This window comes from Corynebacterium sp. HMSC036D03 (genome assembly GCF_001836185.1).
GTDB classification, from domain to species: domain Bacteria; phylum Actinomycetota; class Actinomycetes; order Mycobacteriales; family Mycobacteriaceae; genus Corynebacterium; species Corynebacterium simulans.
Genome location: NZ_KV827737.1, coordinates 229,367 through 253,947 on the forward strand (window position 1 = coordinate 229,367; position 24,581 = coordinate 253,947).

The 24,581-nt window shown below is 58.6% G+C and carries 32 protein-coding genes and 1 riboswitch; of the genes, 10 read left to right on the forward strand and 22 right to left on the reverse strand.

All coding sequences use genetic code 11. From position 1 onward, the window contains the following. The first annotated feature begins 21 nt into the window (after positions 1-21). Positions 22-444, forward strand: coding sequence for a metallophosphoesterase family protein (locus HMPREF2692_RS13125; protein WP_162492721.1), 423 nt, complete (start codon positions 22-24; stop codon positions 442-444). A gap of 48 nt (positions 445-492) precedes the next feature. Here HMPREF2692_RS13125 and HMPREF2692_RS05855 read toward each other — a convergent pair whose 3' ends face one another. After that, entirely contained in the window at positions 493-1,026 is a 534-nt protein-coding gene (locus HMPREF2692_RS05855) for a TetR/AcrR family transcriptional regulator (protein WP_235590996.1), read from the reverse strand. An 81-nt stretch (positions 1,027-1,107) separates the two neighbouring features. Next, positions 1,108-2,490, reverse strand: a complete 1,383-nt coding sequence (locus HMPREF2692_RS05860; RefSeq protein ID WP_061920511.1) for an MFS transporter — start codon at positions 2,488-2,490, stop codon at positions 1,108-1,110. Between the two features lie 43 nt (positions 2,491-2,533). Here HMPREF2692_RS05860 and HMPREF2692_RS05865 point away from each other — a divergent pair, with 43 nt between their 5' ends. Then, complete coding sequence (locus HMPREF2692_RS05865; protein ID WP_061920509.1) at positions 2,534-3,145, forward strand: GNAT family N-acetyltransferase; 612 nt, start codon at positions 2,534-2,536, stop codon at positions 3,143-3,145. An 18-nt stretch (positions 3,146-3,163) separates the two neighbouring features. Here the strand turns inward: HMPREF2692_RS05865 and rpsQ are convergent, their stop codons facing one another. Genes rpsQ through rpsJ form a run of 11 tightly spaced genes read right to left on the reverse strand, consistent with a single transcriptional unit; the run spans position 3,164 to position 8,342 of the window. After that, the gene (gene rpsQ, locus HMPREF2692_RS05870) at positions 3,164-3,448 is read right to left on the reverse strand and encodes a 30S ribosomal protein S17 (RefSeq protein ID WP_061920507.1); all 285 of its coding nucleotides are present in this window, start codon (positions 3,446-3,448) and stop codon (positions 3,164-3,166) included. 2 nt (positions 3,449-3,450) lie between these two features. Beyond that, complete coding sequence (rpmC, locus tag HMPREF2692_RS05875) at positions 3,451-3,681, reverse strand: 50S ribosomal protein L29 (RefSeq protein ID WP_061920505.1); 231 nt, start codon at positions 3,679-3,681, stop codon at positions 3,451-3,453. Then, positions 3,681-4,097 carry a 50S ribosomal protein L16 gene (gene rplP / locus HMPREF2692_RS05880; RefSeq protein ID WP_061920502.1) on the reverse strand — a complete coding sequence of 139 codons (417 nt, stop codon included), beginning with the start codon at positions 4,095-4,097 and terminating at the stop codon, positions 3,681-3,683. Before rplP ends, rpmC begins: the two co-directional genes overlap by 1 nt. 3 nt (positions 4,098-4,100) lie before the next feature. Beyond that, on the reverse strand, positions 4,101-4,847 hold the full coding sequence (gene rpsC / locus HMPREF2692_RS05885; RefSeq protein WP_061920500.1) for a 30S ribosomal protein S3: 747 nt from the start codon (positions 4,845-4,847) through the stop codon (positions 4,101-4,103). Then, positions 4,847-5,209 (reverse strand): 50S ribosomal protein L22, encoded by a 363-nt coding sequence (gene rplV, locus HMPREF2692_RS05890; RefSeq protein WP_061920498.1) that lies wholly within the window; start codon positions 5,207-5,209, stop codon positions 4,847-4,849. The genes rpsC and rplV overlap by 1 nt, the downstream gene beginning before the upstream one ends. A gap of 3 nt (positions 5,210-5,212) precedes the next feature. Next, positions 5,213-5,491 (reverse strand): 30S ribosomal protein S19, encoded by a 279-nt coding sequence (gene rpsS, locus HMPREF2692_RS05895; RefSeq protein WP_005527741.1) that lies wholly within the window; start codon positions 5,489-5,491, stop codon positions 5,213-5,215. 13 nt (positions 5,492-5,504) lie between these two features. Beyond that, positions 5,505-6,341: a 50S ribosomal protein L2 gene (gene rplB, locus HMPREF2692_RS05900; protein ID WP_061920496.1), complete on the reverse strand. Its 837-nt coding sequence runs from the start codon at positions 6,339-6,341 to the stop codon at positions 5,505-5,507. Positions 6,342-6,376: 35 nt separating this feature from the next. Beyond that, positions 6,377-6,679 (reverse strand): 50S ribosomal protein L23, encoded by a 303-nt coding sequence (gene rplW, locus HMPREF2692_RS05905; protein ID WP_061920494.1) that lies wholly within the window; start codon positions 6,677-6,679, stop codon positions 6,377-6,379. Next, a complete protein-coding gene (gene rplD / locus HMPREF2692_RS05910) occupies positions 6,679-7,341 on the reverse strand; it encodes a 50S ribosomal protein L4 (protein ID WP_061920492.1) in 663 nt (220 codons plus the stop codon). Before rplD ends, rplW begins: the two co-directional genes overlap by 1 nt. Further along, positions 7,338-7,994, reverse strand: a complete 657-nt coding sequence (gene rplC / locus HMPREF2692_RS05915; protein ID WP_061920490.1) for a 50S ribosomal protein L3 — start codon at positions 7,992-7,994, stop codon at positions 7,338-7,340. The genes rplD and rplC overlap by 4 nt, the downstream gene beginning before the upstream one ends. Before the next feature lie 42 nt (positions 7,995-8,036). Then, a complete protein-coding gene (gene rpsJ, locus HMPREF2692_RS05920) occupies positions 8,037-8,342 on the reverse strand; it encodes a 30S ribosomal protein S10 (protein WP_003848085.1) in 306 nt (101 codons plus the stop codon). Positions 8,343-9,019: 677 nt separating this feature from the next. On the opposite strand from rpsJ, the gene HMPREF2692_RS05925 reads away from it, so the two are divergent. The 6 genes from HMPREF2692_RS05925 to HMPREF2692_RS05950 are packed head-to-tail and all read left to right on the forward strand — an operon-like array spanning position 9,020 to position 12,084. Then, positions 9,020-9,547: an Asp23/Gls24 family envelope stress response protein gene (locus HMPREF2692_RS05925; protein WP_061920488.1), complete on the forward strand. Its 528-nt coding sequence runs from the start codon at positions 9,020-9,022 to the stop codon at positions 9,545-9,547. Positions 9,548-9,576: 29 nt separating this feature from the next. Next, entirely contained in the window at positions 9,577-9,915 is a 339-nt protein-coding gene (locus HMPREF2692_RS05930; protein WP_235590995.1) for a hypothetical protein, read from the forward strand. Between the two features lie 11 nt (positions 9,916-9,926). Further along, positions 9,927-10,121 (forward strand): DUF2273 domain-containing protein, encoded by a 195-nt coding sequence (locus tag HMPREF2692_RS05935; RefSeq protein ID WP_061920486.1) that lies wholly within the window; start codon positions 9,927-9,929, stop codon positions 10,119-10,121. Next, positions 10,121-10,957 carry an Asp23/Gls24 family envelope stress response protein gene (locus HMPREF2692_RS05940; protein ID WP_070823073.1) on the forward strand — a complete coding sequence of 279 codons (837 nt, stop codon included), beginning with the start codon at positions 10,121-10,123 and terminating at the stop codon, positions 10,955-10,957. Before HMPREF2692_RS05935 ends, HMPREF2692_RS05940 begins: the two co-directional genes overlap by 1 nt. Further along, the gene (locus HMPREF2692_RS05945; RefSeq protein ID WP_061920482.1) at positions 10,950-11,525 is read left to right on the forward strand and encodes a DUF6286 domain-containing protein; all 576 of its coding nucleotides are present in this window, start codon (positions 10,950-10,952) and stop codon (positions 11,523-11,525) included. Before HMPREF2692_RS05940 ends, HMPREF2692_RS05945 begins: the two co-directional genes overlap by 8 nt. Continuing rightward, positions 11,518-12,084 carry an Asp23/Gls24 family envelope stress response protein gene (locus tag HMPREF2692_RS05950; RefSeq protein ID WP_070432547.1) on the forward strand — a complete coding sequence of 189 codons (567 nt, stop codon included), beginning with the start codon at positions 11,518-11,520 and terminating at the stop codon, positions 12,082-12,084. Before HMPREF2692_RS05945 ends, HMPREF2692_RS05950 begins: the two co-directional genes overlap by 8 nt. On the opposite strand, the gene HMPREF2692_RS05955 is transcribed toward HMPREF2692_RS05950, so the two are convergent. The 5 genes from HMPREF2692_RS05955 to rpsL all read right to left on the reverse strand — a co-directional run bounded on the left by HMPREF2692_RS05955 (position 12,081) and on the right by rpsL (position 17,842). Further along, on the reverse strand, positions 12,081-12,797 hold the full coding sequence (locus HMPREF2692_RS05955; protein ID WP_070432546.1) for a hypothetical protein: 717 nt from the start codon (positions 12,795-12,797) through the stop codon (positions 12,081-12,083). The genes HMPREF2692_RS05950 and HMPREF2692_RS05955 overlap by 4 nt on opposite strands. 112 nt (positions 12,798-12,909) lie before the next feature. Further along, on the reverse strand, positions 12,910-14,100 hold the full coding sequence (gene tuf, locus HMPREF2692_RS05960; protein WP_061920476.1) for an elongation factor Tu: 1,191 nt from the start codon (positions 14,098-14,100) through the stop codon (positions 12,910-12,912). 418 nt (positions 14,101-14,518) lie between these two features. Further along, positions 14,519-16,648 carry an elongation factor G gene (gene fusA / locus HMPREF2692_RS05965; RefSeq protein WP_062042304.1) on the reverse strand — a complete coding sequence of 710 codons (2,130 nt, stop codon included), beginning with the start codon at positions 16,646-16,648 and terminating at the stop codon, positions 14,519-14,521. A gap of 348 nt (positions 16,649-16,996) precedes the next feature. Next, on the reverse strand, positions 16,997-17,464 hold the full coding sequence (rpsG, locus tag HMPREF2692_RS05970) for a 30S ribosomal protein S7 (RefSeq protein ID WP_042529270.1): 468 nt from the start codon (positions 17,462-17,464) through the stop codon (positions 16,997-16,999). Between the two features lie 6 nt (positions 17,465-17,470). Next, entirely contained in the window at positions 17,471-17,842 is a 372-nt protein-coding gene (rpsL, locus tag HMPREF2692_RS05975) for a 30S ribosomal protein S12 (protein ID WP_046646811.1), read from the reverse strand. 672 nt (positions 17,843-18,514) lie between these two features. Between rpsL and HMPREF2692_RS05980 the strand changes: the two genes are divergently transcribed. After that, positions 18,515-20,308 carry a ribonucleoside triphosphate reductase gene (locus HMPREF2692_RS05980; protein ID WP_070456878.1) on the forward strand — a complete coding sequence of 598 codons (1,794 nt, stop codon included), beginning with the start codon at positions 18,515-18,517 and terminating at the stop codon, positions 20,306-20,308. Next, entirely contained in the window at positions 20,265-21,005 is a 741-nt protein-coding gene (locus HMPREF2692_RS05985) for an anaerobic ribonucleoside-triphosphate reductase activating protein (RefSeq protein WP_210400646.1), read from the forward strand. The genes HMPREF2692_RS05980 and HMPREF2692_RS05985 overlap by 44 nt, the downstream gene beginning before the upstream one ends. On the opposite strand, the gene HMPREF2692_RS05990 is transcribed toward HMPREF2692_RS05985, so the two are convergent. From HMPREF2692_RS05990 to HMPREF2692_RS06005, 4 genes are all read right to left on the reverse strand, one after another. Then, complete coding sequence (locus HMPREF2692_RS05990) at positions 20,986-21,537, reverse strand: nucleoside/nucleotide kinase family protein (protein WP_061920470.1); 552 nt, start codon at positions 21,535-21,537, stop codon at positions 20,986-20,988. The two genes, HMPREF2692_RS05985 and HMPREF2692_RS05990, sit on opposite strands and share 20 nt — an antisense overlap. A gap of 19 nt (positions 21,538-21,556) precedes the next feature. Beyond that, entirely contained in the window at positions 21,557-22,327 is a 771-nt protein-coding gene (locus HMPREF2692_RS05995; RefSeq protein ID WP_061920468.1) for an energy-coupling factor transporter transmembrane component T family protein, read from the reverse strand. Then, entirely contained in the window at positions 22,320-23,732 is a 1,413-nt protein-coding gene (locus HMPREF2692_RS06000) for an ABC transporter ATP-binding protein (RefSeq protein WP_070823076.1), read from the reverse strand. Before HMPREF2692_RS06000 ends, HMPREF2692_RS05995 begins: the two co-directional genes overlap by 8 nt. A gap of 15 nt (positions 23,733-23,747) precedes the next feature. Beyond that, entirely contained in the window at positions 23,748-24,371 is a 624-nt protein-coding gene (locus HMPREF2692_RS06005; protein ID WP_061920464.1) for an ECF transporter S component, read from the reverse strand. Further along, positions 24,360-24,457: riboswitch (TPP riboswitch) on the reverse strand. It overlaps the preceding gene by 12 nt. Between the last annotated feature and the right edge of the window lie 124 nt (positions 24,458-24,581).

The window sequence follows — 24,581 nt, forward strand, 5'->3', positions numbered from 1 at the left end:
TGGCAATGACCCTTATGGGGGTTGGAACTTCAATTATCGTCCTCGTACTCGTCACTTCCTGGCAACAAAAGGAACGCGCATGATCACCATGACTATAAATGGCCCGAAGGAATCATCGCGCACGGGACCGAACCGCACTTCTTCGAAATCGACGGTGTGCAGGCGTGGACCTGCGGCGTGGCCACCGACCCTGACCCACGAGAGATCGAAATCCCCAGCTTCAATGGCCTGGGACTGCTTCACACCTCTGTGCACGGTGAATTCAGCCGTAAGCCTTGCCTGCCGTGCAAGCTAGAGGATCTGCAAGAAAGCGGTGCGACGTGGGTGCTTGGGCACGTGCACAAGCCCATCACGCTAAGCGCAGAACCGTTCATTGGTTGGACGGGAATGCGTGCCGGCGTGCACTACGACCCGACGACTTCCGCGGTGAGCAGGTTTTCTTAAAGACTATTTCAAAGGTTGTCTTTGCGAGCAGAGACCGCTCGGGGGTCGTTAACTCGGATGCGGCGCGAGAGTTGCTGGGATGGTCTGAATTAAAAGCTCTTTGAGGCCGGCTTTCTTTGGAAAATCCCTGCGCTCGGACCAACCTGCGATGCATTCGATGAAGATGCCGATCAGACTGCGGGCACGGGTGCGGTCGATAATGCTGGTGCCCGTCTCAGCTAGGACGCAGTCCACCCACTGGTCCGAGTGCTGCCAGATATGGCCCAGCAACGAAGGATTTTCACGCAACAGAAGGACTCGATCTGCGAGCTGTCCTCCCCACGCATCGGCATCGCTGAAGAGTTCGCGGAGCGCTGCCTCCAAGTTCTTATAATCAGTCATCTGCGCGATGTCCACCAGAACCTTTGTTGCTTCGGGGCTGATGATGACACTGGTGATAACGGCTTCTTTCGTGCCAAAGTGGCGGTAGAAGGTCATCGCTGAGACATCAGCGGCTTCGGTAATTTCAGCCACGGTGACGTCGTCATATCCACGCTCTGCAAAAAGCTCGAGCGCCGCACTTCGGATCGCGCGCCGCGTCATAAGTTTCTTTCGGTCGCGACGATTAAGCCCAAGATTGTCCGAAGACGAAGATTCTAAAGGACGTGACACCATGCCTTAACTCTATAATTTCTGCTGCCTCGTGTGCATGAATAACAACGCAAATCCCGTTAAAACACAAGCAGCGCTACACAGGACAAAGACGCTATCCATCGCATGGATATAGGAGGCGTCGCTAGCCGGCTCGCCTGCCAAGTTAATTACGAGTGAGGCGATGAAAGCAACGCCTAGGAGCGAGCCAAGCTGCCGAATTGTATTAACCAACGAGGCACCACTTCCCCGGCGCTCCGGGTGAACCTGCGCCATCGCCTCCTGCAAAGCCAAGGATTGACCCGCCCCCACACCAAAGCCGGCAAGGCTTAACCCCGCGGCCAAATATCCATATCCGCTGGATGGACTCGTCAACGCACCAACCAGCAGCCCCCCGGCGACGAGGAAAATCGAGCTAGGCAGAAGCCACCGCCCAATCTTGCTTCGCCGCACCAACAGCCCGGCTGCCAAGGCGCCAACGATGGCAGTGCCGGCCAAAGGCATAAGCATCAAGCCACCCCGGGCAGGCGAGTTGCCCAAGATATTCTGCAGGTAGTGCGGAGTGACATAAAGCAGCCCGAAAAGCACCAAGTTGATAAAGAACAGGGTCACAGTATTCACGAGGAAGCGCGGATTGTTCAAAAGCCCCAAGTCCACGAGCGCTTGATCGCTCCTTCCGCCGAAGACCAGGGCCAGTGCCAAAGCAGCCAACCCAATCAGAATTGGTAACCAAACCGCACTAAATGAGACCTTGCCGCCGACGTTAATCATGCCAACCGTGAGAACAAGGAAACCAAAGGCAGAGAGCAAGATCTGTACCCAAGGCAGCACCGGATGGGAAGGAACAGCCCTTGCCTTCGGCAGTCGGCTACAGCCGAAAAAGACAAGGGCGATGACAACGACGTCAAGCCAGAAGATGCCACGCCAGCCTAAAGCATGAATAATCCAGCCACCCAGGAGCGGACCTAAAGGAGCGCCAACACCACCGGCGGCGGTCCACAAACTATTGGCCAGTGCCATGTCGGAAGGCTCTATCACCGTGGGCAAAAGGGCCAGCGACATCGGCGTAAACACCGAGGCCGCAAGTCCCATGCCCGCACGTCCGACAATGAGCCAGATGGCCGACGGAGCAAGCGCGCACACGAGCGCTGATACAAGAAAGACCATGCTTCCTAAGAGGAGTAGACGTTTATGTCCGAGCCTGTCGCCGAAGAGCCCGCACGGCAGCAATACCGCAAGGAAGGCGACATTGTATGCGGAGACAACCCATGCGGCTTCCGCGGGGCTCGCACCTAGTGAGTTCGTCAATGCTGGCAGGGCAACCGCAACCATGGTCGTATTCATATACAACGTCATAATTCCGGCACACAGTGTTAATAGATGCGACCAATGCGTTTTAGCGATAGTCTCTACCATGCGTTACAAACTACCACTTTTAAAGAGATTGGAGACTACGCTAATGGGCCACTACAAACCAGGACAGATTCCCGTCGGCGAAGCAAAAGAACTCTTCGAACTTCTAACTCGTTGCGACAAGGACTTCACTCCCCCGCTCTCGCAGCGCGCGGCCGTTGGACAGACCGACTGGGACAGCCAGGGAGCGAATACGGGAATCAAAGACTATTACGAGTCGTTGATCGAAAAGGCCACCATCATCACGGTCACCCGCAACAACAAGTTGGCAGGGTTCTGCGCTTATTACTATCCCTATCAATGGCAGGGCCAAAGCTACCTATACGTGAGCACCGCGGTCACCGCGCCCGAATGGCGCAAGCACGGACTCACTAACGCGTATGTGCGCCATATCTGCACCGCCGCAATGCGGTTGAAATGCCCCATCCTGGCCAAGACTTGGTCTACCAACAAGCAGAGTATGACGGCACTATCCCGCTATGCCGATAGAGCAGACACGCTTTGCGACGACCGCGGTGTCGGCATCGACACTGTCTACTGGGAGACCACGCTAGATACGTTGCTATACCGGGCAGCGCGACGAACGCTTAAAAAATACGCGCATATGAAAAGCCGGCCGAGCCTTCTTCCTAAAGGAGGAAAAGCTCGGCCGGCTTAAGTGTTGAAAAGCTAGGTTTTACTTAGCCTTCTCAACGACCTCGACGAGACGGAAGTGCTTGTCCTTAGACAGCGGGCGGGTCTCGGCGATCAGAACGCGGTCGCCGACGCCGGCGGTCTCGTTCTCGTCATGTGCCTTAACCTTCTTGTTAGAGCGCATGATCTTGCCGTAAAGCGCGTGCTGCTTGCGATCCTCGAGCTCGACGACGATGGTCTTATCCATCTTGTCGGAAACTACGATACCGATGCGGGTCTTGCGAGCACCGCGCTCCTTCTTTACTTCGTTCACGTTTGCCTCACTCATGATTAAGCCTCAGCTCCCGGAACTACGGACAGGCCCAGCTCGCGCTCGCGAAGAACGGTGTAGATGCGGGCAATGTCGCGCTTAACCGTGCCGATGCGGCGGTTGTTGGTCAGCTGGCCGGTAGCCTTCTGGAAACGAAGGTTGAACAGCTCTTCCTTCGCATCCTGCAGACGCTTTTCCAGCTCAGCGTTGTCGAGCTCACGGAACTCGTGGGCGGGGGTACCGGTTGCCATTAGAACTGGTCCTCCTTCTTGATGATGCGGACCTTGCAAGGAAGCTTCTGGCCTGCGCGGCGCAGTGCCTCAATTGCGGTGGCCTCGTTCGGGTAGGACATCTCGAAGAGGACGCGGCCCGGCTTAACGTTGGCGACCCACTTCTCAACCGGGCCCTTACCGGAACCCATACGAACGCCGAGCGGCTTCTGGGTCAACGGACGGTCCGGGAAGATGTTGATCCACACCTTGCCACCACGCTTGACGTGGCGGTTGATGGCAATACGTGCGGCCTCAATCTGACGGTTGGTGATGTAAGCCGGCTCGAGAGCCTGGATTGCGTAATCACCAAAGTTGATGCGGTTACCGCCCTTGGAAACACCGGTACGGGTAGGACGGTGCTGGCGGCGGTACTTAACGCGCTTAGGAATCAGCATGGATTAGCCCTCCTGCTTCTGCTGTGCGCGCTGACGACGCTGGCCACCACGGCGCGGACGACCGTTACGGTCACCGCGGCCACGGCCCTGCGCCGGAGCGTTCAGTTCGGATTCGCGTACGCCACCGACGACGTCACCCTTGTAGATCCACACCTTGATGCCAATGCGGCCGAAGGTGGTGTGAGCCTCTGCGGTGCCGTAGTCGATCTCGGCGCGAAGAGTGTGCAGCGGAACGCGACCCTCGTGGTAGCGCTCGGTACGGGACATCTCGGCGCCGCCCAGACGACCGTTCAAGAGGATCTTAATACCCTTGACCTGCGGCTGGCGCATAGCGGACTGGATAGCCTTGCGCATTGCACGACGGAATGCAACACGGTTAACCAGCTGCTCGGCGACGGACTGAGCAACGAGGGTTGCGTTTGCGTCGACCTGCTTGACCTCGAGAATGTTGAGGGCGACCATCTTGCCGGTGAGCTTCTCGAGCTCGCGGCGGATGCGGTCTGCCTCAGCACCGCGGCGGCCGATCACGATGCCTGGGCGGGCGGTGTGAATGTCGACGCGTACGCGGTCACGGGTGCGCTCGATAACGACGTCGGCAATGCCGGCGCGGTCGAGGCCCTTCTCGAGGTACTGACGGATCTTGATGTCTTCGGCTACGTAGTTCGCGTAGTCCTTATCGGCGAACCAGTGGGTCTTCCAGTCGGAAGTGATGCCCAAACGTAGGCCGTGAGGATGGATTTTCTGGCCCATTACTTGGCCCCTTCCTTCTGGCTCTCGACCACCACGGTGATGTGGCTGGTGCGCTTACGAATCATGAATGCACGGCCCTGTGCGCGTGGCTGGAAACGACGCATGGTCGGGCCCTCGTTGGCGTATGCCTCGGAGACGACCAGGGTGCGTGGGTCCAGACCGAAGTTGTTCTCAGCGTTAGCAGCTGCAGAAGCAACAACCTTAGCGACTGGCTTAGCAGCGCCCTGCGGAGCGTACTTCAGGATTGCAAGTGCCTCGGCTACGGACTTGCCGCGAACCAGATCGATGACACGGCGTGCCTTCATCGGAGTAACGCGGACGTAGCGGGCCGTTGCGGATGCGGAGGTGATGGTTTCACTCATCGCTTATCGACGTCCCTTCTTATCGTCCTTGATGTGACCCTTGAAGGTCTTGGTTGGTGCGAACTCACCGAGCTTGTGGCCGACCATGGAGTCCTCTACGAACACCGGCACGTGCTTACGGCCGTCATGGACGGCGAAGGTGTGACCGATGAAGTCAGGCAGAATGGTCGAGCGGCGAGACCAGGTCTTGATGACCTGCTTGGTGCCAGCCTCGTTCTGAGCATCCACCTTGTTGAGGAGGTGCTCATCGACGAACGGGCCTTTCTTAAGGCTGCGTGGCATTGTTTACCTCCTCTTAGCGCTTCTTGTTCGGGCGACGACGGCGCACGATCATGTTGTTCGAGTAACGGTTCGGGTTGCGGGTGCGACCCTCCTTCTTGCCCCATGGGGACACAGGGTGGCGACCACCGGAGGTCTTACCCTCACCACCACCGTGTGGGTGGTCAACCGGGTTCATGACGACACCACGGACGGTCGGGCGAACGCCCTTCCAGCGCATACGGCCGGCCTTACCCCAACGGATGTTCATCTGGTCAGCGTTGCCGACCTCACCCACGGTTGCGCGGCAACGGATGTCGACGCGGCGGATCTCGGAGGACGGCATACGCAGGATTGCGTACTTGCCTTCCTTACCCAGCAGCTGGATGGAAGCACCAGCGGAGCGAGCAAGCTTAGCGCCTGCGCCCGGCTTGAGCTCCACAGCGTGGATGGTGGTACCGGTTGGGATGTTGCGCAGCGGCAGGTTGTTACCAACCTTGATGTCGGCGTTAGCGCCGGCCTCAACGATGGTGCCCTGCTTCAGGCCCTTAGGGGCGATGATGTAGCGCTTCTCGCCATCTGCGTAGTGCAGAAGAGCGATGTTTGCGGTGCGGTTCGGGTCGTACTCGATGTGAGCAACCTTTGCCGGGATACCGTCCTTGTCCGTACGACGGAAGTCGATCAGACGGTAACGACGTTTATGGCCACCGCCGATGTGGCGGGTGGTGATGCGGCCGTAGTTGTTACGACCACCAGTCTTGGTCAGCGGGCGCAGCAGGGACTTCTCCGGAGTGGAACGAGTGATCTCCTCGAACTCGGACACGGAGGATGCGCGGCGACCCGGAGTTGTCGGCTTGTACTTACGAATAGCCATAATTCTTCCTTTTCCTTTCGGCTCTCCGGTGGCGCTTAAGCGCCGCCGCCGAAGATGTCGATGGAGTCGCTGCCTTCGCGAAGCGTCACATAAGCGCGCTTGGTGGACTTACGCTGACCGAAACCGGTGCGGGTGCGCTTACGCTTACCTGCACGGTTGACGGTGTTCACGGAGTCAACCTTTACGCCGAAGATCTGCTCGATGGCATCTTTGATCTGGGTCTTGTTGGAGTCCGTGGAGACGTAGAACGTGTAAACGTTCTGCTCCATCAGGCCGTAGGACTTCTCGGAAACAACCGGTGCGATGACAATGTCACGCGGGTTAGCGAGCTTAGCCATTACTTCTCCTCCTTAACTTCCTCGTTCGCACCCTGAGCGCGAGCGACGAAGGTGTGCAGAGCCTCAACGGAGAACACAACGTCGTCAGAGTAAAGGACGTCGTAGGTGTTCAGCTGGCCTGCGTCCAGGATCTGGACGTTAGGCAGGTTGTTGGCGCTGCGGCGAGCGTTGATGTCCTCGCGACCAACAACGAGCAGCACGTTCTTGCGCTCGGTCAGACGCTCGATGAAAGCCTTAGCCGCCTTGGTGGACGGGGTCTGGCCCGGGACGAGCTCTTCGATTACGTGGATACGCTCGTTACGAGCGCGGTCGGACAGTGCACCGAAGAGAGCAGCCTTGATCATCTTCTTAGGGGTGCGCTGTGCGTAGTCGCGCGGAACCGGGCCGTGGGAGATGCCGCCACCTGCGTAGTGCGGTGCGCGGATCGAGCCCTGGCGTGCACGACCGGTGCCCTTCTGGCGGAAAGGCTTACGGCCACCACCGGAAACCTCGCCACGGGTCTTTGCCTTGTGGGTGCCCTGGCGCGCAGCAGCAAGCTGAGCGTTGACAACCTGGTGCATCAAAGCGATGGATGCCTCGGTGTCAAAGATCTCTGCTGGCAGCTCGACAGAGCCGTTGGTCTTACCCTCAGCGGTCTGGACGTCTAGCTTGAGGTTGCTCATGCGTGTGCACCGCCCTTCACTGCGGTCTTAACGGTGACGAGGCCACCGCGTGCACCAGGGATAGCACCCTTGATGAGCAGCAGGTTGGACTCGGCATCGATCTTCTGAATCTTCAGGTTCTGGGTGGTCACACGGTCGTGGCCCATGCGGCCAGCCATGCGGGTGCCCTTGAAGACGCGAGCCGGGGTAGCGCAGGCGCCGATGCCGCCGACGCGGCGGTGAGCAGCCTGGTTACCGTGGGCAGCGCCCTGACCTGCGAAGCCGTGGCGCTTCATGGCGCCAGCGTAGCCGTGACCCTTGGTCGTGCCGGTGACGTCAACGAAGGTGATGCCCTCGAAGATGTCAGCGGTAACTTCCTGGCCAACCTCGTAAGCAGAGGTGTCATCCATGCGGATTTCGGCAACGTGGCGACGTGGGGTTACGCCAGCCTTCTTGAAGTGACCTGCGGCAGGCTTGTTTGCCTTGCGTGGGTCGATTTCGCCAAATGCGATCTGGATGGCGTTGTAGCCATCGGTTTCTGCGGTGCGAATCTGGGTAACAACGCACGGCCCAGCTTCAACGACGGTAACCGGTACTACGCGGTTTTCCTCGTCGAAGATCTGGGTCATGCCGAGCTTCTTGCCCAGAATGCCCTTGATCTCGTTTTCACTCATTGTTAGTTCTCCACCAAATATCTATTCGTCGATCGCTTTACACTACTGAATGTTTACGTCGACGCTGGCCGGAAGGTCGATGCGCATCAAAGCGTCAACGGTCTTCGGGGTCGGGTCGAGAATGTCGATGAGGCGCTTGTGAGTGCGCATCTCGAAGTGCTCGCGAGAGTCCTTGTACTTGTGCGGAGAACGAATAACGGCGTATACGTTCTTCTCGGTTGGGAGCGGCACTGGGCCAACAACACGAGCACCCGTACGGGTAACGGTCTCGACGATCTTCTTTGCAGAAGCGTCGATAGCCTCGTGATCATAGGCCTTCAGCCGAATGCGGATTTTTTGTCCCGCCACGCTTATCCTCTTCCTCGCTACCCCACATTCACATTCCCGGCGTATCCGGGGCGTGAAGCGGTGGGAATTGCTTCTCGATTTCTCTATAACGTTGTCCGGACTCTAGGGCCTGGGCGCAACGCCAGTTGTCTGACTGCCATGACGACCAAAAGTGCGACCTGGCAATAAACCTGGTTGCAGTGCTTTCGACGGGGTACAAGACCCGTAAGTCAAAGTTCTATAGAAAGAGGACGGTTCCTCACGCATTACACGTGGAGGCACAAATCCAATTCATATACTGCCGCTGTTTATTTGCCATGCCCCTTCTCCGGTCCATTCGCTCGGGATGTCTCTACTAAACGCGGACCTAGCCCGATTGAATGACCTTCTCGGCACACACTTAAAAAGTGCCCACCTGCGAAGGTGTCATGTTCGCTTTACCAGCAACTTTGTTGAATATCGGGGGTGTTTCACCCACGATTTCCAAACGCCGTTGTGTTAAAGCAACCCTTGTATTTAAGCATGTAATCGCGCGTTTTCCAAACTTTTTTCCAAACCGTGTGCAAAGTCACGTTTTCCAAAAGATTGCACCTCAGCACCCCACAATGTCCGCATTCAGATATAGGCTCGGAAAGGTAGCTTTCTTGTTAAGGCGAAACTTCCCGCAATCAAGTCCCTATAGATAAGGAATAAGCACAATGACCGCTAATACCCCAGCGAATACTGATCAGAACGCTGCCCAGAACACCGCACAGAACGCAGCAACTTCCACCGAGCAGGCAAACACCGCCGCTGCTGCCCCGGAGGTCAACAAGAACCTGGAAACCGAGTACGGCACCACCACTATCGACGACGCCGTGGTTTCCAAGATCGCTGGCATCGCCGCCCGCGAGGTTTCCGGCGTTGCCGCACTGGGCGGTGGCGGCGCACGCATGATGGGATCCATCCGTGAGTCCTTCGGCGCATCCGAGGATGTACGCCAGGGCGTAACGGTTCAGGTCAACAACGCTGTTGCCACCATCGAAGTTGCCATCATCGCCGAGTACGGTGTTGCTATCCACGAGCTGGCTGAGGCTATCCGCCGCAACATCATGAATGCTGTCGAGCGCATGACCGGCCTGGGCGTTGAGCGCGTTGACGTTGTGGTCCACGACGTCAAACTGCCAAAGGAAGACACTGCCAGCGAGCAGGCCTCCAACAACGCTTTGGCACAGGGCCAGGAATAGGCCTTTCAAAGACTAAGGCAGTTATTTAAATGATGGAGTCCACTCCGGAGCGCTTTGAACTAGATGCCGCTGCTGCACATCGCATCGTCGACTCAGTAGCAGGCATCCAGGGCGTCGCCAAGCTGCATCCCGGTTCTTTCGGCGAAGTTGCGTTGCTTTACCCCGGCAAGCGCATCGGCGGCATAAAGCGCCCGAGTCCGCGCGACGATAGCCATATCGAGGTACACCTTGTAATCGACGTCGCGAAGCGCATTCCGGTTGCCACAATCGCGGACGCCGCCCGCACCGCGGCGCTCGAGGCCTGCCCGGGACTGCAACGCGTTGATGTCGTCGTGGCTGATGCTTTAAGCAGCGCACTGGAAGATTAAGAAGGAAAATTATGAAGAACTACTCCACGCTGGGCATTGTTGCCGGTCTGGTTTTGGCCTTTTTCATCCACCTTGGCCTGTGGCCCACGGTGTTGGCCATCCTGCTTGCCGCCATCGGTGGTGTTGTAGGTGCGCACTTCGACGGCCGTATCGACCTCACCGCCGTGTGGTATGGAATTATCGGCAAGGATAAAGGGCAGGGATAATGCCATCTGCCACGCCACAACAGCGCACTGATGGCACCTTGCGGTTTACGCACAAGGCTCTCGAACACATTGTCACTAGCGCCATCGCTTCCGTCCCCGGGACCAAAGCCATCGACGCCAAGCTCGCCGGCTTAGCTGGGCGCGCATTTCCGCGCCTGCTTATCCAGAGCGATCCTGCTTCCGAGGTGCTAGCGGTGGATGCCTCGATCGCGGTGACCTGGCCGAGTCCTGTCACGGACGTAGCGAAGTCGACCCGCAAAGCCATCGAGGAATGGGTTGCGGCCTACACCGGCTACCGCACCACCCGCGTCAACGTCACCGTTGCCGCAGCAGTACCGGGCGAGCGCGTGTCAGGCCCTGCCGTCGACGCGCGACAAACGCCACGGGCAATCACTCCGCGGTCACTTCCGGAGCGCCAGCTTAAACCGATAACCACCAACCATACGGTGCCAATACGCAATATAGATGCGCCTGCCCCGCAAACGGTGCGCTCTATCGACGCTGACAGCGCTCCGCTTCAGGTCGCGTCCGTACGCGCCCCGGAGCCAACTAGGCTTTTGCAGGTAACGGCGCCCACGCCTAACCACGTCCGCCCTGTCACCGCTCCCAATCCCGTCGCCGTACGCAGCGTGGCCGCTCCTCGGCCGCTGCAGCCGCGTCCGGTAAGTGCTCCCCGCCCGGTTGCGCTGCGCACAGTCCGCGTACCCGAGCCAGCACCTGTCCGCCAGGCCTCACTGCAAGGTACCGCGCCGGTTCGGCATGTTGTAGCGCCCCGTCCACAGCCACTGCGCGAAATCACAATCAACCCTATGTACAGAGGGGGCCAGGATGTCTAAGAAAGATGCTCTCCCGCAGGGCTTTGGCCAAAGGCCGGCGGCATCCCCTGCAGCCCGTAAATGGGCCGTTGTCCTCGGAATCGTTTGCTTGGGCGCCGCAGCTTTTCTCGGAAGGGAAACGTGGGCTGTCAGCACTAAAGCCAATTCCTGGCTGCAGCCTTTCATCGACGTGATGTCACAGGACGCGGTCGAAACCTGGATGCTGATAGGCGGCGGCATCGCTATTGCCATTGGCCTTATCTTGCTCATTGCGGTGTTCAAACCACGCAAAAAGACACATACCAGGCTCTCCTCCGACACCGCCTCGATGTGGCTGCGCTCGGTAGACATCGCGCGCGTAGCCTCAGCCGCTGCGCGCCGCGTGCCCGGCGTCAGTGCTGCCCGTAGCCGCGCAGTAATCAGCAAGAAGAAGATCGGCGTCGATATCACCGTCAACGGCGACACTGAGGACAATCTGTTGGTCAGCCGCGTGGAAGAGGCTGTATCGCAAGCCCTTTCCTCGTTGGAGCGCGCCCCACAGCTAAAAGTAAAGGCAGAAAATCTCCCGGAGGTCGATAATCATGTCTAAGGGCTTGGCAGCATTCGACCGTTTCTTGTTATTCCTCATCGCCGTAGTCCTCATTGCGCTAGGGCTTTGGCCGATCCTCATCCATTTTGAGGTTCCCTTCGCCACTTCCCTGGCACGCTGGGTTGATCACGACGCTTGGGCAGCACTGCCTAGCGCTAATTGGTGGCCGGTAGCGCTGGGTGCAGCCACCATGCTCCTAGCGGTAGCCGGCATCTGGCTCATCGTGGCGAACTTGCGCCACCGGCGCTTCAACAACGTCGCATCCGATTCTTCGAATGATGAAGGCGCCATTTCCACCAATATGCAAGCTATTGCTGGTGCCGTGGCCAAAAGCTTTGATGCTCTCGACGGAGTCGAGAAGGTTCACCGGTTGGTGGCCTATGACCGTGCGCGGCCGACCTTGCAATACAAGATAGAAGCCAGCGCGGATATGCCACTAGATGAGCTAACCAAGGCTGTCGAAACCAGCGAGAAGGACTTCCGCTCAGCTTTTCCCGACGCCAATCTAGATACCGTGTACAAGCTGCACTTTAGCCAGGTTAAGGCACTGAAGGACTAGTCAATGTAGCCATCGGCGGCATCAGGGGCGGATTCAGCGAGGAGTACCTCGGTGACCGCCCCAAATTCATGCGTAACCCCACGTGACAGCGATACTTGCAAAGGCTTCCCGGGGCTACACTGCAGAATCTGCTTCCAGGAATAGTCAGCACGTTGCAGGCAGCGCCGTGCAATTTTAAATGCATGTAAGCCGTGGTCCAAAAGGATGGTTTCCAGCTCGGTGCGGATAAGCCACGCCCGCTCCCCTACGTTGCGCCTTTTCAACCCGCTGAGCTGGCGTGAATCTTGCTTTAGGCGGGTAATTGACTCCACTACGCCATAGCGATGTTCGATGGACTCCGAGTCCTTGATAACAAGAGGTCGACCAGGCCCCACTGGCCGAACAGCCGAGTACTGCCACGCCACCGGCTGCCGCGGACCATCATCGCTGGTACGGCGAATGACCACATTTGCCTCGTCAATAGTCACGCGCTCACGCTGGGTGACGAGTAGCCACAATCCTTCCTCCACGCGGCCGTCGCCAAGCGGCAGTGTCGGTGGATGCAACCGCGCCATTTGCTCCAACGCACGAACCATATCCGCGTCGTCAGCACCCCATCCGAGGCCTTGGTTGGCCAGCATTGCAAACAGCGTGCCCAAGGGCAGCTCCGGCTGACCTTCCCACGCAGCTTTCAGAGCCTGCAGGGTGCGGTCGATGCGTGTGGGATCAAGCATGGCTCATAGCTTAACTGGCGCGGGAGCAAGACACGCAAAAAGCCACCGCCTTCCCGGAAAGGGAAAGCGGTGGCTTTAAAGGGCGTTACTTTAAACGCTCAAGCAAATGCTCTTACTTGATGATCTTGGTAACGCGGCCAGCGCCGACGGTGCGGGAGCCCTCGCGGATAGCGAAGCGCAGGCCCTCGTCCATAGCGACCGGCTGGATCAGCTCGACGGACATCTCGACGTTGTCGCCAGGCATAACCATCTCGGTGCCCTCAGGCAGCTTGATGACGCCGGTAACGTCGGTGGTGCGGAAGTAGAACTGCGGACGGTAGTTGTCCATGAACGGGGTGTGGCGGCCGCCCTCTTCCTTCTTCAGGACGTAGACGGAACCCTCGAACTGGGTGTGAGGGGTGTAAGCGCCCGGCTTGATAACAACCTGGCCACGCTCAACCTCTTCACGCTTGGTACCACGCAGAAGCAGGCCACAGTTGTCGCCAGCCTCGGTGTAGTCCATCATCTTGCGGAACATCTCGATACCGGTAACGGTGGTGGAGATGGACTTCTCCTGGATACCGATGATCTCAACGTCCTCGTTGACGTTCAGGGAGCCACGCTCAACACGGCCGGTAACAACGGTACCGCGGCCGGTGATGGTGAAGATGTCCTCGATAGGCATCAGGAACGGCTTGTCCAGCTCGCGCTCCGGATCCGGGATGGAGTCATCGCAAGCCTGCATGAGGTCGACAACAGCCTGTACCCACTTCTCGTCGCCCTCAAGAGCCTTCAGAGCGGAGATGTGAACGATCGGAGCTTCCTCGTCGTAGTCCTGCTCAGCGAGCAGCTCGCGGATCTCCATCTCGACGAGCTCGATGATTTCCTCGTCGTCAACCATGTCGCACTTGTTCAGTGCAACGAGGATGTAAGGAACGCCAACCTGGCGAGCCAGAAGAACGTGCTCGCGGGTCTGCGGCATCGGGCCATCGGTTGCAGCAACAACCAGGATAGCGCCGTCCATCTGAGCAGCACCGGTAATCATGTTCTTGATGTAGTCGGCGTGGCCCGGAGCGTCAACGTGTGCGTAGTGGCGCTTCGGGGTGGAGTACTCAACGTGGGAGATGTTGATGGTAATACCGCGCTCCTTCTCCTCAGGAGCCTTATCGATCATGTCGAATGCGAAAGCGGTGTTCTCCTCAGGGTACTGGTCAGCCAGAACCTTGGTGATCGCTGCGGTGGTGGTGGTCTTGCCGTGGTCGACGTGTCCGATGGTGCCGATGTTAACATGCGGCTTCGTACGCTCGAACTTCTCCTTTGCCACTGTTTGTCCTCCTGGACTCTATGGCGGCTGCATAGGCAGCCACGTGGTTGGTTAATGTCATTGGCACTTGGAACGAAAACTCCGAAGCGCTAATGACGCTTTCTTTACGTGCCAGTTACACGATCCTAGATTTATGCCGCAGTTTTTTCAAACCGCCTAAATAGGAGGTAACCCCGCGCATGTTGTGCGGTCGTTGACCCTCGACAAGAATCTGATAACGGATCCTGGGAGGGTAACGGCCGGCTCAACCAACACTTTTTGCAAGTGCAAGTTCAGCCAACCGCTACCCAACCAGTTGCCTCACGCGGGAGAAAAGCTGCAAGCTCTTGCCCCGCCCCGCAACTGGAATCTACTGGCAAAGACTACCAGCCGTATGCGGGGCTGAAGCGTGAGGGGGTGGCGATTGCCTTAAGGCTAGTTAGGCCTTGTTGCCGGTGCGCTCTTCGATGATCTCGGTTGCAACGGAGGAAGGAACCTCAGCGTAGGAATCGAAGACCATGGTGAAGTTTGCGCGGCCAGCGGTGGAAGAACGCAGGTCGCCGATGTAACCGAACATCTCGGACAGCGGAACCTTTGCCTTGACAACCTTTGCGCCGGAGCGGTCTTCCATAGCGAAGACCTGGCCACGACGGGAGCTGATGTCACCGTTAACGGTGCCCATGTACTCCTCAGGGGTAACAACCTCAACGGCCATGACCGGCTCAAGAAGGACTGGCTTTGCCTTAGCAACAGCTTCCTTCAGAACCTGGGAGCCAGCGAGCTTGAAGGCCATCTCGGAGGAGTCGACGTCGTGGTAAGCGCCGTCCTCGAGGGTTGCCTTGATGTTAACCAGCGGGAAGCCAGCGAGGTAGCCGTACTGCATTGCGTCCTGGATACCAGCGTCGACGGAAGGGATGTACTCCTTCGGAACGCGGCCACCGGTGACGGCGTTCTCGAACTTGTAGGTTGCGGACTCGCCCTCCTCCAGCGTCTCTGGGTCCGGGTTGTAAGGCTCGATGGTGACGATGACCTTTGCGAACTGACCAGAACCACCGGTCTGCTTCTTGTGGGTGTAGTCCAGGGACTGAACCGTCTTGCGGATGGTCTCGCGGTAAGCAACCTGTGGGTTACCGATGTTTGCCTCGACCTTGAACTCGCGCTTCATACGGTCAACCAGAACGTCGAGGTGGAGCTCGCCCATGCCGCCGATAACGGTCTGGCCGGTCTCTTCGTCGAGCTCGACGGTGAAGGTTGGGTCCTCAGCAGCGAGCTTCTGGATAGCGGTACCCAGCTTCTCCTGGTCAGCCTTGGTCTTTGGCTCGATGGAAACCTTGATAACCGGCTCCGGGAAGTCCATGGACTCGAGGATGATTGGGTTGTCCTTGTCGCACAGGGTGTCGCCCGTGGTGGTTTCCTTCAGGCCGATAACTGCGTAGATGTTACCTGCGTCAGCCTGCTCAACAGGGTTTTCCTTGTTGGCGTGCATCTGGAACAGCTTACCGATGCGCTCCTTCTTACCCTTGGTGGAGTTGAGCACCTCGGTACCTGGGAAGACCTGGCCGGAGTAAACGCGAACGAAGTTCAGCTGGCCGAAGAACGGGTGTGCAGCAATCTTGAAGGACAGTGCGGAGAACGGGGAGGAAACAGCCGGCTTGCGGGTAACCTGCTCGTCCTCGTTACCAACAGCGTGGCCAATGACCTCACCGACGTCCAGCGGGCTCGGAAGGAAGTCAACGACTGCGTCGAGCAGCGGCTGAACGCCCTTGTTGCGGTAAGCGGTACCACACAGAACCGGGTAGATCTCGGAGTTGATGGTCATCTTGCGGATTGCTGCCTTGATCTCGTCAAGGGTCAGCTCCTCGCCGCCGAAGTACTTCTCCATAAGCTCTTCGTCAGACTCAGCAACAGCCTCGAGCAGCTTCTCGCGGTACTCTTCAGCCTTCTCCTGCAGGTCAGCAGGGATCTCCTCGATGGTCGGTTCAGCACCGGTCTCGACCTTGCCGCGCCAAGTGATGGCACGCATGTTCAGCAGGTCAACAACACCGTCGAAGTCGTCCTCAGCGCCGATTGGCAGCTGCAGAACCAGTGGCTTAGCGCCGAGGCGATCGATGATGGTCTGAACGGTGAAGTAGAAGTCAGCGCCCAGCTTGTCCATCTTGTTGACGAAGCAGATACGCGGAACGTCATACTTAGCAGCCTGACGCCACACCTGCTCGGACTGTGGCTCAACGCCTTCCTTGCCGTCGAAGACAGCAACAGCGCCATCCAGGACACGCAGGGAACGCTCGACCTCAACGGTGAAGTCAACGTGCCCCGGGGTGTCGATGATGTTGATCTGGTTGTTGTCCCAGAAACAGGTAACAGCAGCGGAGGTAATGGTGATACCGCGCTCCTTCTCCTGCTCCATCCAGTCAGTGGTGGATGCGCCATCGTGCGTCTCGCCGACCTTACGGTTAATACCGGTGTAGAAGAGAATACGCTCGGTGGTGGTGGTCTTACCAGCATCGATGTGAGCCATGATGCCGATGTTGCGGACCTTGTGAAGGTCCTTAAGCACTTCTTGTGCCACGGTTTTACCCCAACTTATTTATCGTGGACGCTTCGCGCCGGTTCCCCGCTTTCAAAGCGAGGTTCCAGCACCAATCCGTCCGCATGGATAGGTCTTTATTAATTTTGCCACGTCTCGGCCGTCTTAGCAGCCGCAGGGCTACTAAAACTTCCAGCGGTGCACCTTAATACACCTTTATGTAGCCCGCCTCCCCAAGCTAGCCGTCTGCCCACAAGGAGAAGACACCAGCTTAGAAAAATGGCCCGAGCAACGATATGAAGTTATGTTTGCAGTTTCAACCGCAGAAAGCGGGTGGAACTGTTCAGCAAAACTATTACGTTGCTCGGACCATAGGCATACGCTGGAAAATTACCAGCGGTAGTGTGCGAAGGCGCGGTTTGCCTCAGCCATCTTGTGGGTATCTTCACGACGCTTCACGGAAGCACCAAGACCGTTGGATGCATCCAGGATCTCGTTAGCGAGACGCTCGATCATGGTGTTCTCACGACGCTGGCGGGTGAAAGTCACCAACCAACGCAGAGCGAGGGTGTTAGCGCGAGCCGGCTTAACCTCAACTGGCACCTGGTAGGTAGCACCACCGACACGGCGGGAGCGAACCTCGAGGTCCGGGCGGATGTTGCCCAGAGCCTTCTCCAGGGTGCCGACTGGGTCGGTACCGGTCTTCTCACGGCAAGCCTCGAGTGCACCGTAGACGATGCGCTCTGCGGTGGACTTCTTGCCATCGAGGAGGATCTTGTTCACGAGCATGGTGACCTGCTCGGAGTTGTATACCGGGTCCTTAACTACAGGACGCTTCGGAGCAGCATTCTTACGCATTGTTGATTACTGTCCCTTCTTTGCACCGTAGCGGGAACGAGCCTGCTTGCGGTCCTTAACGCCCTGGGTATCCAGTGCGCCACGGATAATCTTGTAACGAACACCCGGGAGGTCCTTAACACGACCGCCGCGGACGAGCACCATGGAGTGCTCCTGCAGGTTGTGGCCCTCGCCTGGGATGTACGCGGAAACCTCGATACCGGAGGTCAGGCGAACACGAGCGACCTTACGCAGTGCAGAGTTCGGCTTCTTCGGGGTGGTGGTGTAAACGCGGGTGCAAACGCCACGACGCTGAGGGGAGCCCTTCAGCGCTGCGGTTGCGACCTTGGAGCGCTTATCATGGCGGCCCTTACGGACCAGCTGCTGAATAGTTGGCATAAATCTAGTCTTTCTGTATGACTTCGGCTGAACTGACCGATGCTGCCCAAACACGCAGAAATAGGGGCTCTTTTCCGGGGCCCTTCCGCATGTCCAGAACATCAATCAGCCATTCAAGCCGATTAATCGATCAGACTTTTCGCCCCACATGAAGGCGAAACCTCTTCGAACAATAGCAGCGACACGCAAAACATCCAAATTCCACCTACCTGGCGATTTATCCAATCGTCGCAGGCAGGAATAACGCAAGGCTTTACGACGCCACACCCCACCCGAGCCCGCCTGTGACAAATTCCCCGGAACTTTGATCCCCACCCAAAATCGGGCATTAGGCGAGGCCTATAGGGACAACAATCACATCCACTAAATAGGCACACGCCCCGTCGGCGTTTCAACATTCGAACCACTATATATAGAAACGATAAACCCATTAGTGCGAATATCTTGTGTTTTAGTTGCTCGCCCCGGCAGAAATTACAGCTATGTTATTTTGTGTCGCCCGGCGCTACGTGGTGGCTTTTTGGCATCCCGGCTTGCCGCAAGTCCTCCCACATGACTGCAGTTGCCACCTAATTCCCCCACATGCACGCCTGGGCGTGCCATCAGAGCTGGAAAGGCAGCGAGCTTTTCGCTGTACCAGCGCTCCATTTCCATAACGAAGGGAAGAACTACATGGGTTCACGGACCATTAACGTCGCAGATTCCATCGAAGAGTACTTGAGCCGGCGCGATTGGCGCATCAACGCCAATGCCAATCAGGATTTCTCGCTAGGAGGGTTGATTCTTAACAACGCTGGCAAAGTAACCGCCAATTACTGGCTAGATGAGGTCTTTACACCAGCCGCGGGAAATGCACACCGAGCCGGTGATATTCACATCCATGATCTAGACATGCTCAGCGGCTATTGCGCTGGCTGGTCACTGCGCCGAGTTCTAGAAGAGGGATTCGGTGGCGTTCCAGGCACTATCGCTTCAGCACCACCGAAGCACTTTTCCTCCGCGTGCGGACAGATCGTCAACTTCCTGGGCACTCTGCAAAACGAGTGGGCAGGCGCGCAGGCCTTCTCCAGCTTCGATACCTACATGGCGCCTTTCGTGCGGCTGGATAGCCTCAGCTACGGCCAGGTGCTCCAGCACATGCAGGAGTTCATCTTCAACTTGAACGTGCCTTCCCGCTGGGGCACGCAGACGCCATTTACAAACCTCACTTTCGATTGGCACTGCCCTGCCGACTTACGCGACCAGGTACCGCTCATCGGTGGCGAGCCCGTCGACTTCTGTTACGGCGACTTGGAGGCGGAGATGGTCATCATCAACCGTGCCTTCATCGAGGTGATGTCCGCCGGCGACGCGGACGGTAGGCCTTTCACCTTTCCTATCCCCACCTACAACATCACCCCGGACTTCGATTGGGACAGCGAGAACGCCGAGGCGTTGTTTAGTATGACCGCGAAGTACGGGCTGCCCTACTTCCAGAACTTCCTCAACTCTGATCTAGACCCAGGCATGATTCGTTCCATGTGCTGCCGGTTGCAGCTGGACCTGCGCGAGCTATTAAAGCGCGGCAATGGCTTGTTCGGCTCGGCCGAGTTGACCGGCTCCATCGGCGTGGTCACGCTCAACTGCGCACGCCTGGGCTACCTCTACCGCGGCGACGAGGAGGCGCTATTGGCGCGCGTCGCAGAGCTGGTAGATCTCGGCGTCGACACGCTCGAGCGCCGCCGCGCCTTTGTTAACGAGTGCTTGGACAAAGGTCTTTTCCCCTATACCAAGCGTTGGCTACCCAGCTTGGATAACCACTTCTCCACCATCGGGGTCAACGGCTGCAACGAGATGATCCGCAACTTCACTTCCAATGCCTACGATCTCACCGATACGCGCGGCCACGCACAGGTTCTGCGTCTGCTCGAGCGGGTTCGCGCACTGCTTGTCGACGCCCAGGAGAAGACCGGGCACCTTTATAACCTCGAGGCTTCACCCGCCGAGGGCGCTACGTACCGCTTCGCCCGCGAAGATCTGAAGCGTTATCCAGACATACTGCATGCCGGCACCGCAGAAGAACCGTATTACACCAATTCCTCGCAACTGCCCGTCGCGCACACTCCCGATCCTTTCACCGCACTTGCAGCCCAAGAGGACCTGCAGACCCAATACACCGGCGGAACGGTGCTGCATCTCTACATGGGTTCGGCGATGTCGACCGGCAAGGCTTGTGCGACCCTGGTGCGCCGCTCGCTGGAAAAGTTCCGCCTGCCCTATGTCACCATCACGCCGACTTTCTCCATTTGTAGCTCCCACGGATACATATCCGGCGAGCATCCGCACTGCCCCGACTGCGGCTCCACCACCGAGATGTGGACGCGCGTGATGGGCTATTTCCGGCCAGTCTCTAGCTTCAACACGGGCAAGAAGGGAGAGTTCCATGAGCGCCAGTACTTCGACGAGAGGCTTGCGGCCAGCGTCTAAGACTGCACCTTCGTTGCAAGAGCCGAAGCTAAGTTCCAGAACGCAGCTGCCGATTGGCGGGCTTATCCCCTTCTCGGCTTCGGATTGGCCGGACCACCTGACCATGACGTTATTCCTCAACGGCTGCCCGCTGCGCTGCAGCTACTGCCATAACCCGCAGCTGCAGGCCTTTGGGCCGGGAAACTATAGCTGGCAGGACGCGTTTTCCTTGCTATCCAAGCGCCGTGGGCTTCTCGACGGCGTAGTCTTTTCCGGCGGCGAGCCACTTTCCGCGCCCGGGCTGCCGCAAGCGATAGCCGAAGCCCACGCGGCTGGCTTTAAGGTTGGTCTCCACACGAGCGGATACCTGCCGAGCAGGTTGGAAAAGCTCGTGGATAACCCCCTGACGCGGCCAGAATGGATAGGCATCGATGTCAAGGCCTTGCCAGATGATCTGCCACAGGTCACCGGCTGCAGCCGCGCCCAAGCGCAGCGGATGTGGGAGTCCTTTTATCTGTTGGCAGAAAACGCCCGGGCAGGGCGGCTAAAACTACAGGCCCGCACCACATTGTGGCCAGGGTCGTGCATCGAGGCCCGGATTCCCGAGCTGGAAGAACGCGTTGCGCAACAGGGACTTAAGCTGGTGCGCCAGTGGGCGCACGACGTCGACAAGCACGGCGTCTACTGCGGGGCGGAAGCTACTGCCATTCCCACGTAAATTCGGCGTCGGTGGCGCGCTCGGAGAAGTAAACCTTCTCTTGTTCCTCCCAGGTCTCGAACCACTCTGCGTAGTCCGGATCTCTCTCGATGGCTCGCTCATAGCGCTTTTCGCGCGGGCCGTCGAGGCGCACCGTAATTACGGTGCCGCGCTCCTTAGCGGCGGCGATATTTTCTGGGGTAACCGCACCGACTCCCTCCACGATGAGGTCATCGCGCGCGTCCAAACTCGCCCACTCACCGGGCGCATTGGCTTCCCAATCCCAGCGCCAGTAGCCAGGATTGGCCCCGCGCAGCACCTGTTCGGCAACCATCTGGGAGCCCTGCTCAAGGCCGTGCCAACCGGGATAGAACTCGTCCAGGTGCACCACACGCCAGCCTGCTCTATCGGCGAGGGCGGCGCAGGCCCACGTCTTGCCAGCACCCGATGGCCCATCGATGAGCACCGTCACCGGCTTGAAGGGTTTCTTGCGCGTCGCGGCAGCCTTGATGACATCCTCGATGAGGCGGTCGAGCTGACTGTCGAAGTCCATGCTTCGTGGCCCTTTCGTCTTATAGACCGAAGAATCTCCAGGAATCTGTAACTACCGACGCTACCACCGGCACTGCTGCCAAAAGTGAACCGGCTAACATGATGAGCCAATCTTTCCTGCTCACACGCGACTCGCGCGCCCACGTGCGCGCCGGCGAATACAACGGCGTGCGCCCGAAACCACGGGCCTCCATCGCCGTGGCCAGCTTGCCGCCGCGACGTAGCGCCACTACCAAAAGGCCGAAGGACATCGTAAGCAAATGCTTAACCTTGCCGCGATCCCCCAATCCCCGCGCCCTCCGGGCACGAGCCATGGAATCCCAGTCGTCTCGAAACAGCGTCGCCATACGCACACCGGCGACCGCGCCAATAACAAAACGCGAAGGCAGGCGAAGGTTCTGCGCCAGGGCGTCGCCTAAGCGTGTGGGATCAATGTCGCGCGCGAGGACAATCATTGGCAGCGCTACCGCGAGCACACGCAGCATCATCGCGACCGAAAGGCGCACCGAGTTCTCCGAAACCACGATGAGCCAAAGCCGGAAGTAAACCTCCCCGCCCTCGGCGCCATACAGCAACATCGAAACGCCAGACAGTGCGGCGAGGATAAACAGGAACCATCCGCTCCTTATGAGCTTTCCCCAACTAACCCCACACAGCGGCGCAAATACGAAGGTGATGACCAAAGAAACCGCGGCGGAGACCCAATCCACCGAGAGAAACAACGGCAAGGTCAGCGCCAGCATAAGGTAAACCCGCGTCAATGGGTTTACGCCGGACAAGATATTAGGCACGCGGCACCTCCACGCGGTGGTCACCGAGAGCCGCAATGAAGAGGGGATCGTGGGTTACCGAGGCAATGGTCACTCCCTCATCGCTTAACTCGCGCAGCATCCACACCAGTTCCGCGAAGGTCTGCGGATCCTGGCCGAACGTCGGCTCATCAAGCAACAGAACCGCCGGCGCGCTCACCAATGCTGTCGCCACCGAAAGGCGCCGTTTCTCTCCGCCCGAAAGGGTGAAGGGGTTGGCGCCAAGCAGCTGCCCCAAACGCAGGCGCTCCACTAATTCCGAGATGCGCTTTTCTGGGACCTCCTCACCCATCACTCGGGGTCCCACGCGCAGTTCATCGGCAACGCTGCGCGCAACGAATTGATGTTCTGGGTTCTGAAACACGTACCCAATGCGATGCGCGAGCTCGCGCGACTTCCACGTTGCCGGGTCTCCTTTGAGGCCGCGACGCACGTGCTCGGCGACGCCCACCTCACCCGACGTATACGGCAACAGCCCGGCCATGGTTTCCAGCCAGGTGGTCTTTCCCGCCCCGTTGGGACCTGTCACAACGGTCGAAGCTGTCGAGGGAAGCTCAAAGGTACGCGGCGGGCCAAAGTGGGTAGCCAAATCCTTTGACCACATCGCTGGCTCAAGGCTGGATACGTCTTGTGGAACGCGAGCCTGCGGCAGCGTGGGCATCGCTTGGGCGCGTGCTTCCAGCACCTCGCCCACGGAAGCGTCAAGCGCAACCTGCCCATCCTCGATGAGTAGTCCGCGTTGCAGCAAGTGACGCCATCTATCTGGCTGGTGCTCAACCACGATGAGCGTGGCGCCGGTGCGCTCCACTAGCTGGGTCACCGCACGAACCACCGAATCGGCGCCCTCTGGGTCGAGGTTCGCCGTGGGCTCATCCAACAAGATGAGCCCGGCGCCCATCGCCATGACGCCAGCCAAAGCGAGTCGTTGCTTCTGGCCGCCGGAAAGCCGAGCGGTGGGATAGTCATGTGGAAGGTCAAGACCCACCAGCTCCAAGGCTTGGTCGACGCGGCGCCAAATCTCAGAGCGTTCGAGGCCAAGGTTCTCGCAGCCGAAAGCAACGTCGTCGCCCACTCGCGAGGAAATTACTTGGGAATCAGGATCCTGCAGGACCAGCCCCACTGGCATGCCTTCACCAGGCCACTCACCATTGCCCGCGGTATCAGCTCCGAAGAGCTGGATCTCTCCTACCTGCTCACCTTCCTCGTCGCCGCCGAGCACTCCGGCAAGAGCCGCCAAGAGCGTGGACTTGCCAGAACCGGAGTCACCGCACAGCAGAATTCGTTCGCCGGGCTCGACGTGGAAAGCAACATCCCGCAGCGCCGGCTCTGCACGCCCGGCATGAGTCCAGCCAAAACCTTTAACGCGGATGCCTGTTCCAGAAACCATTCTTGAAAGTACTTCTTAAGCCTCGCGGCCTGCAGCAAAGCGGTCGAGCGCGCCAGTGGCCGCTAGCGCCTTAACCGTGAAGTAGCCCAGAACGCCGGCCAGAATCGCACCGGAGAGGCAGGTGCACACCAAGTAGATGATGTTGTATTCAACGGAACGGGCTAGGTGGCCGGCTGTGAAGAGCTCCAAAGTCCATGCACCGACGCCGGCGGCAAGGCCAGCGATGGTGGCAACAAGCAGGTTAAATGAACGGTAGGCAAAAATGGCGAAGACGATCTCCACGCCGATGCCCTGGGCAATGCCAGAGAGCAAGGTTGCCGCGCCCCACTGGGAGCCAAGAGCGGCGGAGACGCAGGCAGCGAGCAGCTCCACAAAGAGCGCCGCACCTGGCTTGCGGATGATAAGCCCACCGAGCACGCCTCCCAGCAACCAGATGCCAGAGGCCAAACCGCCCAGTCCAGGGGTAAAGGCATCGAGAGCCTCGTAGCCGGCATAGCCCGCGGTGTTCCAGAACAAGAAAATCAGGCCACACGCCACTGACAAGACCGCGGCCACGACGATGTCGACGACGCGCCAGCGGCGGTTGGGCTTTCCAGCCTTGTGCGCAGTGCGTGCCGAAGATGCAGGTGTAGTAGACATTTTCCTCCCTCGCGCCGGTATTACCCGGATCAGGTGCAACGGTTCCCCATATGTGGGGGTCTCAGCCTTCTCCCGCGCAAACTGCTGCGTTTGTTGTTCCTGAGTTTCGATCTAAGGAGGGAGAAAGCACCCGTGTTCGCTGTGTAATTAGATGACTTCGTCAATTTGGACCCACTAATGCTAGCAAAAGTAAAAGGCCCCATGCCTAAA